Source organism: Actinosynnema sp. NPDC059797 (assembly GCF_042732085.1).
Taxonomy (GTDB): Bacteria; Actinomycetota; Actinomycetes; order Mycobacteriales; family Pseudonocardiaceae; genus Actinosynnema.
Map to the genome: position 1 here is coordinate 16723 of NZ_JBHWIE010000064.1, position 14855 is coordinate 31577.

14 protein-coding genes are annotated in these 14855 nt (G+C 74.8%); 10 read left to right on the plus strand and 4 right to left on the minus strand.

Features of this window, described 5'->3' with window-relative positions; all coding sequences use genetic code 11:
• Window positions 1-24: 24 nt before the first annotated feature.
• Together ACFV4N_RS17880 and ACFV4N_RS17885 are read right to left on the minus strand one after the other, a co-directional pair.
• A complete protein-coding gene (locus ACFV4N_RS17880; protein WP_499673644.1) occupies window positions 25-612 on the minus strand; it encodes a maltokinase N-terminal cap-like domain-containing protein in 588 nt (195 codons plus the stop codon).
• 11 nt (window positions 613-623) lie between these two features.
• Window positions 624-755: a hypothetical protein gene (locus tag ACFV4N_RS17885; protein WP_499673645.1), complete on the minus strand. Its 132-nt coding sequence runs from the start codon at window positions 753-755 to the stop codon at window positions 624-626.
• Window positions 756-801: 46 nt separating this feature from the next.
• Here ACFV4N_RS17885 and ACFV4N_RS17890 point away from each other — a divergent pair, with 46 nt between their 5' ends.
• From ACFV4N_RS17890 to ACFV4N_RS17920, 7 genes are all read left to right on the plus strand, one after another.
• A complete protein-coding gene (locus tag ACFV4N_RS17890; RefSeq protein ID WP_499673646.1) occupies window positions 802-2010 on the plus strand; it encodes an ROK family transcriptional regulator in 1209 nt (402 codons plus the stop codon).
• Between the two features lie 53 nt (window positions 2011-2063).
• Window positions 2064-3392 carry an extracellular solute-binding protein gene (locus tag ACFV4N_RS17895; protein WP_499673647.1) on the plus strand — a complete coding sequence of 443 codons (1329 nt, stop codon included), beginning with the start codon at window positions 2064-2066 and terminating at the stop codon, window positions 3390-3392.
• Window positions 3389-4369, plus strand: coding sequence for a carbohydrate ABC transporter permease (locus tag ACFV4N_RS17900; protein ID WP_499673648.1), 981 nt, complete (start codon window positions 3389-3391; stop codon window positions 4367-4369). Before ACFV4N_RS17895 ends, ACFV4N_RS17900 begins: the two co-directional genes overlap by 4 nt.
• Window positions 4366-5250: a carbohydrate ABC transporter permease gene (locus ACFV4N_RS17905; protein ID WP_499673649.1), complete on the plus strand. Its 885-nt coding sequence runs from the start codon at window positions 4366-4368 to the stop codon at window positions 5248-5250. Before ACFV4N_RS17900 ends, ACFV4N_RS17905 begins: the two co-directional genes overlap by 4 nt.
• Window positions 5247-6518 (plus strand): 6-phospho-beta-glucosidase, encoded by a 1272-nt coding sequence (locus tag ACFV4N_RS17910; protein ID WP_499673650.1) that lies wholly within the window; start codon window positions 5247-5249, stop codon window positions 6516-6518. Before ACFV4N_RS17905 ends, ACFV4N_RS17910 begins: the two co-directional genes overlap by 4 nt.
• Window positions 6515-7507: an N-acetylglucosamine kinase gene (locus tag ACFV4N_RS17915; protein WP_499673651.1), complete on the plus strand. Its 993-nt coding sequence runs from the start codon at window positions 6515-6517 to the stop codon at window positions 7505-7507. Before ACFV4N_RS17910 ends, ACFV4N_RS17915 begins: the two co-directional genes overlap by 4 nt.
• Window positions 7508-7809: 302 nt before the next feature.
• Window positions 7810-8577, plus strand: coding sequence for an SGNH/GDSL hydrolase family protein (locus ACFV4N_RS17920; protein WP_499673652.1), 768 nt, complete (start codon window positions 7810-7812; stop codon window positions 8575-8577).
• 169 nt (window positions 8578-8746) lie between these two features.
• Here ACFV4N_RS17920 and ACFV4N_RS17925 read toward each other — a convergent pair whose 3' ends face one another.
• Entirely contained in the window at window positions 8747-11545 is a 2799-nt protein-coding gene (locus tag ACFV4N_RS17925) for an AfsR/SARP family transcriptional regulator (RefSeq protein WP_499673653.1), read from the minus strand.
• 309 nt (window positions 11546-11854) lie between these two features.
• Between ACFV4N_RS17925 and ACFV4N_RS17930 the strand changes: the two genes are divergently transcribed.
• Complete coding sequence (locus ACFV4N_RS17930) at window positions 11855-12895, plus strand: ADP-ribosylglycohydrolase family protein (protein ID WP_499673654.1); 1041 nt, start codon at window positions 11855-11857, stop codon at window positions 12893-12895.
• 394 nt (window positions 12896-13289) lie between these two features.
• A complete protein-coding gene (locus ACFV4N_RS17935; protein WP_499673655.1) occupies window positions 13290-14006 on the plus strand; it encodes an NsdA family TPR-like regulatory protein in 717 nt (238 codons plus the stop codon).
• On the opposite strand, the gene ACFV4N_RS17940 is transcribed toward ACFV4N_RS17935, so the two are convergent.
• Window positions 13985-14629 carry a hypothetical protein gene (locus ACFV4N_RS17940; protein WP_499673656.1) on the minus strand — a complete coding sequence of 215 codons (645 nt, stop codon included), beginning with the start codon at window positions 14627-14629 and terminating at the stop codon, window positions 13985-13987. The genes ACFV4N_RS17935 and ACFV4N_RS17940 overlap by 22 nt on opposite strands.
• Between ACFV4N_RS17940 and ACFV4N_RS17945 the strand changes: the two genes are divergently transcribed.
• Window positions 14612-14855: hypothetical protein (locus ACFV4N_RS17945; protein WP_499673657.1), on the plus strand; the 244-nt coding region annotated here is incomplete at its 3' end. The genes ACFV4N_RS17940 and ACFV4N_RS17945 overlap by 18 nt on opposite strands.

Genomic DNA, 14855 nt, shown 5'->3' on the forward strand with positions numbered 1-14855 from the left:
CCCCGTCCCGGCGGGGGGCGGGGATCACACCGGTCCCCGGCGGACCACGGCGAGGTGCCCGCTGACGGCCCCGCCGTCCGGACCGCCGGGGCACCACGTGCCCACCAGCAGGCCGATGACGTCCGGGCCGGGGTCGGGGGCGCCGGGCACCGGGAGCCGCACCGGCTCCACCCGCGCGCCGTCGGGCACCGGTCCGAGCCGCTCGCCCCGGGCCCCGGCCGGTCCGACGCCCCGCCGGCCGGCCGGGTCGGCGACCCCGCCCGTGCGGACCAGGTCCAGCACGCGGTCGCGCCACACCGGGTCGGCCTCGGCGTCGTAGATCCACCGGGTGCCCAGCACGCTGTGCTCGGTGGTGCTCACCAGCGCGTCCGGCGCGGCTCCCGCCAGCGGGGCGCCCCGGTAGGTCATCGGCACGTGGTACAGGTCCGGCCCGTCCGCCAGCAGGTGGGTCTCCAGCCCGACCTCGCCCGCCGGGTCCTCGAACCGGAAGAACCCGATCGGCGCCAGGGCCGGCACGCCCGCGCCCCGGTACCAGGGCTGCCGCGCCACCCACGGCGGCAGGAACTCGCGGAAACCCGGGGTCAGCGTCGCGCCCGCGTGGATCTTCGCCATGCCCCGACACGCTAGCCGGCCGCCGGCGCGCCCGCGGCGGCTTCGCGGAACCCCGCCCGGCCCGACGCCCCGTTGGTGACGCCCCCGGTGGTGACGCCCCCGGTGGTGACGCGCTCGGTGTTGACGCCGGTGACACCGGTCACTACGGTTCCCGGAAATAGTCTGGAAAGTTAACAGACAGGAGCGGGGATGCGAGCCGGGAGCCCGAGGCTGCTGCGCGAGATCAACGACCGCGCCGCCATCGAGGCGCTGCTCCGCAACGGCCCCCTCACCAGGTCCGAGCTGGAAGCCGTCATCGGTCTGTCCAAACCGGCCACCGCCCAGCTGCTGACCCGCCTGGAGCACGAGGGCACCGTCCTGCGCAGCGGCCTGCGCGGCGGCGGTCGCGGCCCGCGCGCCCAGCTGTGGTCGGTCAACGGCGCGCTCGCCCACGTGGCCGCCGTCGACCTCGCCCCCGACTCGATCGACGTCGCGGTCGCCGACATCTCCGGCGCCGTGCTCACCGAGCACCGCGCGCCCATGCCCCGCACCGGCGTGCTGGAGGCGTTCCGGACGGCGGTCACCAAGGCCGCCGCGCAGGTGAACCTCACCACGCCCGCCCTGCACCACGTGGTCGTGGGCAGTCCCGGCGCGGTCGACCCCACCACCGGCAGGCTGAACTACGCGCCGCACATGCCCGGCTGGGAGGACAAGGACCTGCCCGGCGACCTCCAGGCCGTGCTCGGCACCGGCGTCACCGTCGAGAACGACGTGAACCTGGTGGCGCTGGAGGAGATGGTCGCCGGCCGCGCCCGCGACGTCCGGAACTTCGTGCTGCTGTGGCCCGCGGACGCGGTCGGCGCGGCGGTCGTGGTCAACGGGGCGCTGCTGCGCGGCGCGACCGGCGGCGCGGGCGAGATCGACGCCATGCGGGTGCCCGACCACGCGCACGCCGACACCGGCACCGACCGCACCGGCAGCCGCTACGGCGACCTGCTCGACAGCGCCGCCATCGCCCGGCTGGCCCGCGCGCACGGCGTGTCCGCCCGCACCGGCCGCGCCGCCGTGGCCAAGGCCCTCGGCGAGGGCACCGCGGGCCGCGAGTTCCTGGTGGACCTGGCCCGCCGCATCGCCACCGGCGTGGCGAACGTGGTCGCCGTGGTCGACCCCGAGCTGGTGCTGCTCTCCGGCGAGGTCGCGCAGGCGGGCGGCACCGTCCTCGCCGACCTCGTCGCCGCCGAGCTGCGCCTCCTGGTGGTGCCCCGCACCACCGTCCAACTCGCCCAGGTGACCGGCAAACCGGTGCGCTCCGGCGCCCTGCACGCCGCGCTGTCGGTCGCCCGGGAACAGGTGTTCGGTCTGCCCGCCGCCACGACCGAGCCCTTCCGCGAGCCGCCCCGGGCGAACCGGGAGGAATGACCCGGCAACCCCACCGGCTCGCGCCGACGTCACCCTGAGACGAAGGAGAGCACATGCGCAAGCCCCACCGCGCGACGTCGCTGCTCGTGGCCGCGGCGGTGTCCCTGACCGCGTGCGCGGCGGGCTCCGGCGGCAACACCACCGCCGACGGCCCGGCCGCCGCGCCCGGCGCGGACGAGAAGTTCACCCTGACCGTCTGGAGCAACTACTCCGGGCGCGAGCTGGCCGAGGTCACCAAGGCCCTGGAGGGCTTCAAGGCCAAGTACCCCAACGCCGAGATCAAGCACGAGGGCAGCCAGGACGACGACAAGATCACCGCGGGCATCCGCGGCGGCAACCCGCCGGACGTGGCCATGTCGTGGGCCACCGACAACATCGGCCAGTTCTGCTCGTCCGGCACCTTCCAGCCGCTCCAGCCCTACGTCGACCGCGACCGGGTCGACCTGGGGCAGATCCACGACGCGGTCCGCTCCTACACCGAGTACAAGGGCAACCGCTGCGCGATGCCGCTGCTCAGCGACATCTACGGGCTCTACTACAACAAGGCGATGCTGGCCGAGGCCGGCATCACCGCACCGCCGAAGAGCACCGCCGAGCTGCTCGACTTCGCCAAGCGCACCACGAAGCGGGCCGCCGACGGCTCCATCGAGGTGGCGGGCTTCCTGCCCACCATGCCGTTCTACGCCAACAACCCGCAGAACTGGGCGCCGCACTTCGGCGCGGCCTGGGCGGGCCCGGACGGCAAGTCCTCGCTCGCCACGCCCGAGTGGGCCGAGATGCTGCGCTTCCAGAAGGAGCTGGTCGACTTCTACGGGTACGAGGAGCTGGAGCGGTTCCGCGCCGGCCTCGGCCAGCAGTACTCGCCCGACCACGCCTTCCACCAGCGCAAGATCGCCATGATGATGGACGGCGAGTACCGCACGGCGTTCCTCGACGACCAGTCGCCCGACCTGTCCTACGGCACCGCGCCGTTCCCGACGAGCAGGCCCGAGCTGCACGGCACCGGCTTCACCACCGGTTCGATCATGGGCATCCCGAAGGGCGCGAAGAACCCCGGCGCGGCGTGGGAGCTGATCAAGTACCTCTCCTTCGACACGGACGCGATCGTCGGCCTGGCCAACGGCATCAAGAACATCCCGACCACGAAGGCCGCCCTCGACGACCCGCGCCTGGAGGTGGACGAGAACTTCCGGACGTTCGTCGACCTGGCCCGCTCCGACAAGCTCCGGGGCAACCCGGTCACGCCGATCGGCAACGCGCACATCAAGGCCGTGGGCGACTTCGCCTCGTCCTGGCAGTCCGGCGCGGTGCCCGACCTGATGGCCGGCCTCGCGGAGGTCGACGAGAGGATCGACGAGCAGATCGCCAAGAGCGGCAAATGACGGCCACCCTGGAGCGCACCCGGACGTCGCGCGCCGCCCCCGCCCGGGGCCGGCCGCGGCGCACCCGGCACCGCCTCGCGGTCCTCGGCTTCCTCGCGCCCGCCGGCCTCGGGTTCGCCCTCTTCTTCGGCTACCCGCTGGTCGCCACGGTCGTGTTCTCCTTCACCAGGTACGACCTGATCAACCCGCCCGAGTGGACGGGCCTGGCGAACTACTCCTACATGTTCGCCGACGAGCTGTTCTGGACGTCGGTGCGCAACACCCTGTGGTTCGTGGTGGTGCTCACCGCGGGCCGCGTGGTGTTCGCGCTGGGCGTCGCGTCGGTGGTCGCCCGGCTGCGCAGCGGCGTCGGCCTGGTGCGCACCCTGTGCTACCTGCCGTCGCTCACGCCGCCGGTCGCCGCGACCCTGGTGTTCTTCCTGCTGTTCCGCCCGAACGAGGGCCCGGTGGACGCGCTGCTGGGCTGGTTCGGCGTGGAGGGCCCGCTGTGGTTCTCCGACCCGGCGTGGGCGAAGCCCGGCATCGCCGCGGTGGTGCTGTGGGTGTCCGGCGACCTGATGATCATCATCCTGGCCGCGATCCTGGACGTGCCGCGCGACCAGCAGGAGGCCGCCGCGCTGGACGGGGCCGGCCCGGTCCGGCGCTGGTGGCACGTGACGCTGCCCGCCATCTCGCCGGTGCTGCTGTTCGGCGTGGTGAACTCGGCGATCCTGGCGCTCCAGCTGTTCACCCAGGCCGTCGTGGCGGGCTCGGCGGCCAGCGGCTCGGCCAACGTCACCGGCAGCACCGGCGACCTCGGCTTCCCGGGCAACTCCACGCTCACCTACCCCGTGTGGCTGTTCACCCAGGGCTTCCGCTACTTCGACATGGGCTACGCGGCGGCCATGGCCACCGTGCTGTTCGTCGTGTCGTTCGCCATCACCGCCGTGCTGGTGCAGCGGCTGCGCCGGGCCTCGTACCAGGAGGAGGGCGCATGACCGCGGTGCTCCACCCGCCCGGGACCACCCGGCCCGCGACCACCCGGCGGCCGGTGCGCCGGCGCGCCGCCCTGGAGTGGGTCGCGGTGCACAGCCTCGGCCTGGCGCTGGGCCTGATGTTCGCCCTGCCCGTGGTGTTCGTGCTGCTCACCGCGGTCATGTCGGACGAGCAGGCGTTCAGCGAGGACCTGTGGCCGCGCGAGTGGCACTGGGGCAACTTCGCGGAGGTCTTCGAGACCGCGCCGCTGCTGTCGTACCTGGGCAACAGCCTGCTGTACTCGCTGCTCGCCACCGCGGGGATGCTGCTGTCGTCGATCCCGGCGGCCTACGCCCTGGCCAAGCTGCGGTGGCGCGGCCGGGAGGCCGTGTTCCTCCTGGTCGTGGCCGCGATGATGCTGCCGCCGCAGGTCACCGCCGTCCCGCTGTACGACGCGTGGTCGAGCCTGGGCCTGACCGGGTCGCTGTGGCCGCTGGTCGTGCCGTACTTCCTGTTCGACGCGTTCTCCATCTTCCTGCTGCGGCAGTTCATGCTGACCATCCCGCAGTCCTACGTGGACGCCGCCCGCGTCGACGGGTGCTCCGAGGTCCAGACCCTGCTGCGGGTCGTGGCGCCGATGGCGCGCCCCGGCATCGCGGCGACCGCGCTGTTCTGCTTCCTCTACACCTGGAACGACTACTTCGGCCCCCTGCTCTACACCAGCGAGGTGCCCGAGCAGTGGACGCTGTCGCTGGCGCTGTCGTCGTTCAAGGGGATGCACCAGGTGGAGTGGAACCTGTCGATGGCCGTCACCCTGCTGATCATGCTCCCGGCGATCGTGCTGTTCGCGTTCGCGCAGCGCTCGTTCGTGCGGGGCATCACCTTCACCGGAGTCAAAGGATGAAGCTGACCGTTGTCGGGGGCGGGTCCACCTACACGCCCGAGCTGGTCGACGGGATCGCGGGCAGGCGGACCAGCCTCGCGGTCGACGAGATCGCGCTGGTCGACCCGAACGCCGAGCGCCTGGCCGTGGTCGGCGCGTTCGCCCAGCGGCTGCTGCGGCACGCGGGCCACGACGCCCGCGTCACCACGACCACCGACCTGGACGCGGGCCTGGACGGCGCGTCGGCCGTGCTGCTCCAGCTGCGCGTCGGCGGCCAGGCGGCGCGCGCGTCGGACGAGACGTTCCCGCTGGCGTGCGGCTGCGTGGGCCAGGAGACGACCGGCGCGGGCGGGCTGGCCAAGGCGCTGCGGACCGTGCCGGTGGTGCTCGACATCGCCGAGCGGGTGCGGGCGGTGGCCGGCGAGGACGCCTGGATCGTCAACTTCACCAACCCCGTCGGGATCGTGACGCGGGCGCTGCTCCAGGCCGGGCACCGGGCCGTCGGCCTGTGCAACGTGGCGATCACGTTCCAGCGGTGGACCTCCGCGCTGCTGGGCGTCGAGCCGGACGCGGTGCGCCTGGAGCACGTGGGGCTCAACCACCTGACCTGGGAGACCGGGGTGTTCGTGCACGGCCGGGACCGGCTGCCGGAGCTGCTCGACCGGCACGCCGAGGCGCTGTCCGGGCACATCGGGCTGCCCGCGGAGCTGATGCGGCGGCTGCGCATGGTGCCGTCGTACTACCTCAAGTACTTCTACGACCACGACGAGGTGGTGCGGCGGCAGCGGACCGAGCCGCCGCGGGCCGAGGTCGTGGCGGGCGTGGAGGAGGAGCTGCTGGCGCTGTACCGCGACGTCGACGTGGTCACCAAGCCCGCGCAGCTGGACCAGCGGGGCGGCGCGTACTACTCGGAGGCCGCGGTGGAGCTGGTGCACGCGCTGACCGGCGGGCAGGGCGCGTCGCAGCACGTGGTCAACGTCCGCAACGGCGGCACCCTGCCGTTCCTGCCCGAGGACGCGGTGGTCGAGGTGCCCGCCGTGGTCGACGGGGGCGGCGCGAAGCCGCTGCCCGTGCCGCCGGTGCCGCCGACCGCCTCCGGCCTGATCGCGCACGTCACCGCGTACGAGCACCTGGCCCTGGACGCGGCGCTGCGCGGCGGCCGGGACCGGGTGGCGGACGCGCTGCTGGCGCACCCGCTGGTCGGGCAGCACGCGGTGGCCGACCGGCTCGCCGACGAGCTGGTGGCGCGCAACGCCGACTTCCTGCCGTGGGCGAGGGGACGCGCGTGACGGAGCGGGTGCTCGCCGTGGACGGCGGGAACAGCAAGACGGCGATGGCGCTGGTCGACCTGGACGGGCGGGTGCTCGCCCAGGTCCGCGGACCGGGCGCGTCGCCGCAGAACATCGGCCTCGACCGGAGCCTGGAGGTGTTCGAGGGCCTGGCGCGCGAGGTGGCCCGGCGCGCCGGGCTGCCGGCGGACGAGCCGATCGCCGCCCACACGGCCGCCTACCTCGCGGGCGCCGACCTGCCCCGCGAGGAGGAGGACCTGCGCGCGGCGATCGAGGCGCGCGGCTGGTCGGCGACGACCGTGGTGGGCAACGACACGTTCGCGCTGCTGCGGGCGGGCACCTCCGACGGCATCGGGGTGGCGGTGGTGTGCGGCGCGGGCATCAACTGCGTGGCGGTCGCCCCGGACGGGCGGGTGCACCGGTTCCCGGCGCTCGGCCGGATCTCCGGCGACTGGGGCGGCGGCTCGCACCTCGGGTCCGAGGCGCTGTGGCTGGCCGCGCGCGCCGACGACGGCCGCGGCGAGCCGACCGCGCTGCTGGACGCGGTGGTCGCGCACTTCGGCACGGCCACCCTGGCGGAGGCGGTGGAGCGGCTGCACTTCGGCGAGGTCGAGTTCGACCCGAACGAGCTGTGCCCGCTGCTGTTCGAGGTGGCGGCGGCCGGTGACGCGGTGGCGCGGGCGGTGGTGGACCGGCTGGTGGAGGAGGTCGCGCTGCTGGCGCGGGTGTCGCTGGCGCGGCTGGGGCTGCTGGCCGAGCCGGTGGACGTGGTGCTCGGCGGCGGCGTGCTGACCGGCGCGGGCGACGCGGTGGTCGACGCCGTGCGGGCGCGGCTGCCCGTGCCCGCCGACCGGGTGCGGGTGGTGGACGTGCCGCCGGTGGTCGGCGCCGCGCTGCTCGGGCTGGACGCGCTGGGCGCGGACCCGGCGGCCGAGCCGCGGCTGCGCGCCGCCTACCGGGAGCCCGCGGCGCTGGTCGCGGGCGGCTGATGACGTCGGCGCGGGGGAGTTTCCACGGCGGCGGCCCTCCCCCGCGCCGGCCCTTCCAGCGCCGCCCCCTTCCCGCGCCGCCCCCTCCTCGCGCCGGCCCCTCCCCCCGCGGGCGGCCACGAGGGCGATCTATGCCACACCACCTGGTCCCGAACGTGGTGAAACACCCCATGCCGACAGCGGTTCGCACCGCAGGGTGACGCCTTCGTAACAGCGTCGCGAACCGACGCTGGCGTAGGTCCGGCATCGCGTTGCATGCTGTCCTGCGCGGTCACGGGGGTGCTGCGCACGAGGAGGGAGCCATGCCGGGTCTGGACAGCTTCATCGCACTGGGGGACAGCTTCACCGAGGGTCTCGACGACCCGGCGCCGGACGGCGGTTTCGTCGGCTGGGCGGACCGGCTCGCCGCCATGCTCTCCGCGAACCAGGAGGGCTTCCGGTACGCCAACCTGGCGATCCGGGGCAAGATGCTCCAGGAGATCGTCGACGAGCAGATCCCGCTGGCCGTGTCGCTCAAACCCCGCCTGGTCACCTTCTGCGGCGGCGGCAACGACATCCTGGTGCCCGGCAGCGACCCGGACGCCGTGGCCGAGGTGTACGAGATCGCGGTGGCCGACCTGCGCGCGGCGGGCTGCGAGGTGCTGATCTTCACCGGCTTCGACCCCAGGCACACGCCGCTGCTGCGGTCGTTGCGCGGCAAGGTCGCCATCTACAACAACCACCTGTGGTCGGTGGCCGAGCGCTACCACTGCAAGGTGGTGGACCTGTGGTCGATGACCGTGCTGCACGACCGGCGCGCCTGGTCGGAGGACCGGCTGCACCTGTCGCCCGAGGGGCACCGGCGGGTGGCGCTGCGCGCGGCCGAGGTGCTCGGGTGCCGGACCGCCGAGGACTGGAGCACCCCGTGGCCGCCGCTCGTGGGCGAGGACTGGATGACCCAGCGCCGGCACGACCTGAAGTGGGCGCGGGAGCACGTGGTGCCGTGGATCGGCCGCCAGCTGCGGGGCGAGTCGATGGGTGACGGCCTGGCGCCCAAGAGGCCGGAGCTGCTGCCGGTCTGCTCGGACTGAGCGGCGGGTGGGCCGCCCGGCCGGCGCTCTCCCCCGAACGCCGGCCGGACGGGTTGGGTGGCTTCCCCCCTGGTCCCCCTCCAAGAGCCACCCGGCGCCGACCGCCGTGAAGGCTTGATCAGCGCCCATCAAACTTCCCACGACTTCCCGCCGCGGAGCTAAACGTCGGCTAAATCCCGGAGGTCAACGCTTCAAGGGCCGTTCGGACCAACATCGCCCGGGGTGAGCCGAGGCGTTCGAAGAGCCGCAACGACTCCGCCAGCTCGGCCTGCGCGGCCACCCGTTCGCCCCGTTCCGCCAGCACCTGGCCGAGCACCTGGCGGCCGAACGCCTCCTCGAACTGCATCGATCCGCCGCGGGCCAGTTCGACGCCCTGGCGGGCGTGCTCCTCGGCCTCGGGCAGCAGGCCCAGTTCGGCGTACAGCTCGGCGAGGTTGTTCACGGCCACCGCGTAGGCGCGCTCGTCGCCGACGCGGTGGTAGATCTCCATCGCCCGGTACTGGTGCTGCGCGGCGGTCTCGCGCTGCCCGAGCAGCTGCTCGGTCTGGGCCAGGTTGTTGAGCACGGTGGCCTCGGCGGTCGGGTCCACGTCGTACCGGGCGAGTTCGACGGCCTCGCGGTGGCGGTCCAGGGCCTCCACCGGGCGGCCCTCGGCGACCAGGGTCAGCGCGAGCTTGTCCAGCGTCATCGCCAGGTACCGGGACTCGCCCAGCTCGACCGCGATCCGGTGGGCCAGCTCGGCGCGCTCCAGGGTGCCGCGCAGCGAGCCGGTGCGGTTGTCGATGTCCTGCATGGCGTGCAGCACCAGCACCTCGCCGCGCCGGTCGCCGACCACCCGGGCGGAGGCCAGGCCGAACTCGGCGACGGCCTGCCACTCGCGGCGGACCAGCCTGGTGAGGCAGTAGGTGTGCACGAGCCGCACCAGCTGCCAGGTCTGCCGGTGCAGCCCCGCTTCGCCGGCGGCGTGCACCAGGGCGATGATGTTGGGCCACTCCTTGTCGAACCAGGACAGCGCCTGCTGCGCGGTGGCCGGCCGGGGCGCGGCGGAGTCGCCGGTGAAGTCCAGTCCGTCGGCCACCGGCCGGATGAGGCGCCGCGCGTGGTCGCACGCGACGAGGTAGTGCTCGGTCAGGTGGCGCAAGGCGCGGTCGGAGGCGGCGTCGTCCACGACCTCCCGCGCGTAGAGCCGCACGAGGTCGTGCAGCACGAACCCGCCGCGCCACTGCTCGACCACCAGGTGCGCGTCGGCGAGGTCCGCCAGCCGCCCGGCGGCCGTGCCGAGGTCCACGTCGCACACGGCGGCCACGGCGTGCGGGCTCACCCAGCGGCCCGGCACCACGCCGGCGGCGCGGAACGTCTCCGCCAGCTCGGGCGGCAGGTTGCGGTAGGACACCGCCAGCGCCCGCCCCACCCCCACCCCCGTGTCGGGCAGGTCCAGCGTGCGCAACCGGGCGTCGTCGTCGGACAGCTGCGCCACCAGCGCCTCGACCGTCCACTCCGGACTTATCACCAGCTTCGCGGCGGCGATGCGCAACGCCAGCGGCAGGTTCCCGCACAGCTCGGCCAGCATCCGCACGGCCGCGGGCTCCTGCTCGGACAACGGCTTGCCGACCACCTCGTCCACCAGCCGCACCGACTCCTCGTCGGTCAGCGTGTCCAGCGTCAGCATCCGGGCCCCGTTGCTGACCACCAGCGACTCCAGGCGCTTGCGGCTGGTCACCAGCACCACCGACCCCGCCCCGGGCGGCAGCAGCAGCCGCACGTGCCCGGGGTCGTAGGCGTCGTCCAGCACCACCAGCACCCGCCGCCTGGCCAGCACCGACCGGTACAGGCCGACCCGGTCGTCCAGGTCGCGCGGCAGGCTGTCGGCCGGCACGCCCAACGCCACCAGGAAGCGGGCCAGCACCTCGGCGGGGTCCACCGGGTCCCGGTCGGGCGCGAAACCGTGCAGCGGGGCGAACAGCAGCCCGTCTGGGAACTGCTCGGCCCGCCGACGACCCCAGGTCACGGCCAGCTCGCTCTTGCCGATGCCCGGCGCGCCGTTGACCACGACGATCGTGGTCGCCGTCCGGTCGCGCACGTCGCACAACCGGTCCAGCCAGCCCAGCTCCTCCTCGCGGCCGGTGAACCCGCCGGCCGCGGCGGGCAGCTGCGAGGGCACCACCACCCCGGGCCGGGGCGGCACCGTGGCCGCCTCCGCCGGTCCCGCCGAGCTGAGCGCGGGGTCGTCGCGCAGCACCTGCTCGTGCAGCAGCCGCAGGCCGGGACCGGGGTCGATGCCCAGCTCGTCGACCACGCGGCGGTGGAACCGCTGGTAGGCCTCCAGGGCGTCGGCCCGCTGCCCCGACCGGTACAGCGCCCGCATCATCTGCCCCACCAGGCGCTCCCGGAACGGGTGCTCGGTCACCAGCTGCCGCACCTCGCCGACCAGCTCCAGGTGCCTGCCCAGCTCCAGCTCCGCCTCGATCCGCTCCTCCAGCGCGGCCAGCCGCAGCTCCTCCAGGTCCGTGGTCACCGGGTTGCCGGGCACGTCGGCCAGCACCTGCCCGCGCCACAGCCCCAGCGACTCGCGCAGCAGTTGCGCCCGGGTGGCCGCGGGCTTGCCCCTGGCGGACGACACGAGCTGCCGGGCCCGGTGGAAGTCCAGCCGCCACGGGTCGACCGCGAGCTGGTAGCCGGGCGGGGTGGTCAGTATCCGCGCCGAGCCGGCCGGGTCGGCCTGCTCCAGCATCCGGCGCAGCCGCGACACGTAGCCGTGCACGATGGTGCGGGCCGTGGCGGGCGGGTCGTCGGCCCACAGGCAGTCCACGATCTCGTCGATCGGCACCACCCGGTTGGCCTCCAGGACCAGCATGGCGAGCAGGCCGCGCATCCCCTTGCGACCGATCACGAGGGGCCGGCCGTCCGCGATCACCTGCAACGGTCCCAGGACGCCGAACTCCAGCCCGCTCCCGCTCCGGTCGGTCATGCCCCTCCCCCGCCTCGTGCTTCCCGTCCTGGCTCGCACGGTCCCTGGCTTGCACGGTCCCTGGCTTGCACGTCCTGGCTCACGCGGCCCCGGTCCGCCCCCGTCCCCCGGCGCGGGCGCCCGCGGTGGTGCCGCGCCCGTCGGCGTCGCGACGCGGTCACTGGTTCAGGTGCGCCGGGTGACCCCGTGGATACCTACCGGTAGTTGTTGTTTGCTCAACTAGCCGCGCCGATCTGACCGCACCCCGTCGCGGCGGCTAGGGTTTTGGCCCCGGCCGTCCCGTCGGGATCGGGCGAACCAGGAGGGCGAGTGCCGCGCGAGCCGGTGAACGTGGTCGACCGTGGTGCGGCCTGCCTGCTGGGCGGTGCGCTGGGCGACGCCCTGGGCGCGCCGGTCCAGTACCTCGGGTGGGCGGACATCCAGCGCGACCACGGGCCTGAGGGCGTGCTCGAACCGCCGAGACCGGCCCTGGTGACCGACGACACGCAGCTGACGCTGTTCACCGCGGACGGCTACCTGCGGGCGTGGGTGCGCGGGCAGACCACCGGCGAGTGGGACCCGGTCGACGTGGTCTGGCAGAGCTACCGGCGGTGGCTGGTGACCCAGCAGGTGGCCGCGCCGGAGGCGGGCGCGACCGGGCTGGTCTCGGACGAGCGGCTGTACTCCAGCCGGTCGCCCGGCCTGACGTGCCTGCGCGCGCTGGCCGCGGACAGCCCGCCCTCACCTGAGGAGCCGCACAACGAGTCGTCCGGCTGCAACGGCGTGACGCGCACCGCGCCCGCCGGGTTCGCGCCGAGCGCGGAGATCGCCTACGACCTGGGCTGCCGGTTCGCCGCGCTGACCCACGGCGGCACCGGCGGCTGGGTGTCCGGCGGCGCGTTCGCGCTGCTCATCCACCTGCTCGCGGTGCGCGGTCGGCCGATCCGGGAGGCCGTGGACCAGGTCATCGGGCGGGTGCTGCGCAGCGACCCGTACACGGCGAACACGCTCAACCGGGCCGTGGTGTTCGCCGAGGAGCACCGGGCGCTGGGCTTCGAGTCGGTGCGCGTGGACCGGCTGGGCAGCGGCTGGACCGGGCCGGAGGCGCTGGCGATCGCCGTGCACGTGGTGCTGGTGTACCCGAAGCGGTCGCAGTTCGTGGACGCGCTGCGGGCGGCGGCGAACCACTCCGGCGGCAGCGACGCCACGGCCGCGCTGACCGGCAACATCCTCGGCGCGCTGCACGGCACCGCGGCGCTGCCGCGCGACTGGCTGGCGGGGCTGGAGCTGGTGGACCTGCTCACGCGGCTGGGCAGCGACCTGGGCCGATCGGTGACGGGGCAGGAGTTCGACCTCCACCGCTACGCGTGAGGGGTTCTGGGCCGGCCTCGGCGCGCACGGTCCCGAATCCGTGCGACCGAGGCCGGCTCTCCACGTGGTCGGCGGCGGGGCACGCCCCGAGCGCGAATCCCGGCTGACCTCCCGTGGAGCGGGAAAACCCGTGCCGGCACGGTAGCAGAGCGCAGGTGAGCGCTTACGGGCGGCCCCGCCCCGGTGGGGCGTGACACCATCGAACAGGTGGTGGCGGGAGGGGGCGGGGTCGTGCGGGCGGTGCTCGGACCGGTGGGGGAGGCCCAGGTCGGGGCCGCTGTCGCGGGGCTCGCGCCGCCGAGCCTCCCGCCGGCCCCTGTGCCGCCAAGCCCCCTGCCACCAAGCCGCCTGCCCCCGAACGCCGTGCCACCGCGCCGGTCGCGGGCGTCCTGAGGTGCCCGCGGGCATCCGGGCGGTCACCGGTCTGCTGATCGGGCTCGACGGCGACCCGGCGAGCCGCGACCTGACCGACCTGGCGCTGGCGGCGGTGCGCCGGGCGCCGCGCGGCTCGCCGGGCGCGCTGGCGGAGCTGGCCGAGGTGGCGGCGTGGATCGCGTTCGAGGAGGAGCGGCAACCCGAGGCGCACGCGCTCAACCGGTTGGCGCTGGACCTGGCGCGGGCGGCGGGCGACCGCGACCTGGAGGTGCTGGTGCTGCTGAACGGGTCGATGCAGCGGGCCCACGTGGGTCGCCTCGCGGAGGCGTTGCGCTGCGCGGAGCTGGGCGCGTCGCTGACCCGGTCGCCGCGCGTGCGGGGCGTGTTCGCGTTGCGGCGGGCGCGGGCGTACTCGCGGATGGGGCTCCCCCGCGCGGCGCTGGAGGCGCTGGCCGAGTCGGAGGTGGCGTTGGCGGACGACCCGTCGGCCCCGCCGTGGGCGTGGTGGGTCGACGAGGAGGAGCTGGCCGCGCACCGGGGCGCGGTGCTGGCGAACCTGGGCCGGCTCGCCGAGGCCGCCGAGGTGTTCCCGGTGTCGCGGGGGCCCCGGTTCCGGGAGGTGGTGGGCGCGATGCGCTACCGCACCCTGCTGGCGCTGGGCGAGTGGTCCGGCGCGCCCCCGGTGTTCACCAGCCCGAGGGCGCGCCGGACCGCTCAGCGCTCGTCGCGCGGTTGACCGCCGTCCGGTCGCCCGTCGTCGGGCCTCCCGTCGTCCGGATCGTCCGCGGGCGGGAAGAGCCATGGTTCCTCGGCGCTCAGGTCCGGCACGCCGTAGCGGTCGCGGGCCTGGTGCGCGCGCTCGGGCTCCTCGTGCCGCTCCAGCAGGTCGGCCAGTTGGCTGCCGAACAGGGCCCGGTCGTCCGGCGCGGGCAGCAGGTCGTCGTGCGGCACCGCTCCCCCGTTGACGCCGAACCCGTTGGCACCCGACCCGTTGGCGCCCGACCCGTTGGCACCCGACCCGTTGACGTCGAACCGGACCGCGGCGAACGGCTTGCCGTCGAGGACGGCCCCGTCGGGCGCGTCGGGGTGCTCGCGGAACCGCTCCGCCTCGACCGGCCGGCGCAGGTGCTCCGGCAGGAGGTGCCGGAACACCTCGTCCACCTCGCGGTCGCCCGCCGCCGCCGACAGCCGGGCGAGGGTGCCGATCAGGTCCGCGGTCTCCCTGACCTCGGCGGTGTTGCGCGCCAACCACCACACCACCGCGCTGCCGGTGCTGGTCAGCACCTCGTCCCCGAGGTAGGCGCGGACGGCGCGCTCGGCGGCGACCTCCTGCTCCCACAGGTGTTGCCGCTTGCGCACCTCCGCCTCCCGGCGCAGGCGGTCGCGGTCCTCCGGCGCGACGTCCAGGCGGACGTCGGTGGCCCACGCGAGGACGTGCTGCCCCGGGTCGCCTCGGGTTCGCCCAGCGCGGCGGCCAGGGCGTGCACGGCGCCGTCGTCCTCCGGGTGGCACCGGGCGCTGACCGCGCGGGCGCGCCGGATGACGGCGTCGGCGGCGACGGCGTCCGGCGCCGCGTGCCCGACGC

What these genes read in the sequence shown, in the direction of transcription:
- ACFV4N_RS17880 (WP_499673644.1), bottom strand. Translation starts at nt 612, where the DNA reads ATGGCGAAGATCCACGCGGGCGCGACGCTGACCCCGGGTTTCCGCGAG.
- ACFV4N_RS17890 (WP_499673646.1), top strand. Translation starts at nt 802, where the DNA reads ATGCGAGCCGGGAGCCCGAGGCTGCTGCGCGAGATCAACGACCGCGCC.
- ACFV4N_RS17895 (WP_499673647.1), top strand. Translation starts at nt 2,064, where the DNA reads ATGCGCAAGCCCCACCGCGCGACGTCGCTGCTCGTGGCCGCGGCGGTG.
- ACFV4N_RS17900 (WP_499673648.1), top strand. Translation starts at nt 3,389, where the DNA reads ATGACGGCCACCCTGGAGCGCACCCGGACGTCGCGCGCCGCCCCCGCC.
- ACFV4N_RS17905 (WP_499673649.1), top strand. Translation starts at nt 4,366, where the DNA reads ATGACCGCGGTGCTCCACCCGCCCGGGACCACCCGGCCCGCGACCACC.
- ACFV4N_RS17910 (WP_499673650.1), top strand. Translation starts at nt 5,247, where the DNA reads ATGAAGCTGACCGTTGTCGGGGGCGGGTCCACCTACACGCCCGAGCTG.
- ACFV4N_RS17920 (WP_499673652.1), top strand. Translation starts at nt 7,810, where the DNA reads ATGCCGGGTCTGGACAGCTTCATCGCACTGGGGGACAGCTTCACCGAG.
- ACFV4N_RS17925 (WP_499673653.1), bottom strand. Translation starts at nt 11,545, where the DNA reads ATGACCGACCGGAGCGGGAGCGGGCTGGAGTTCGGCGTCCTGGGACCG.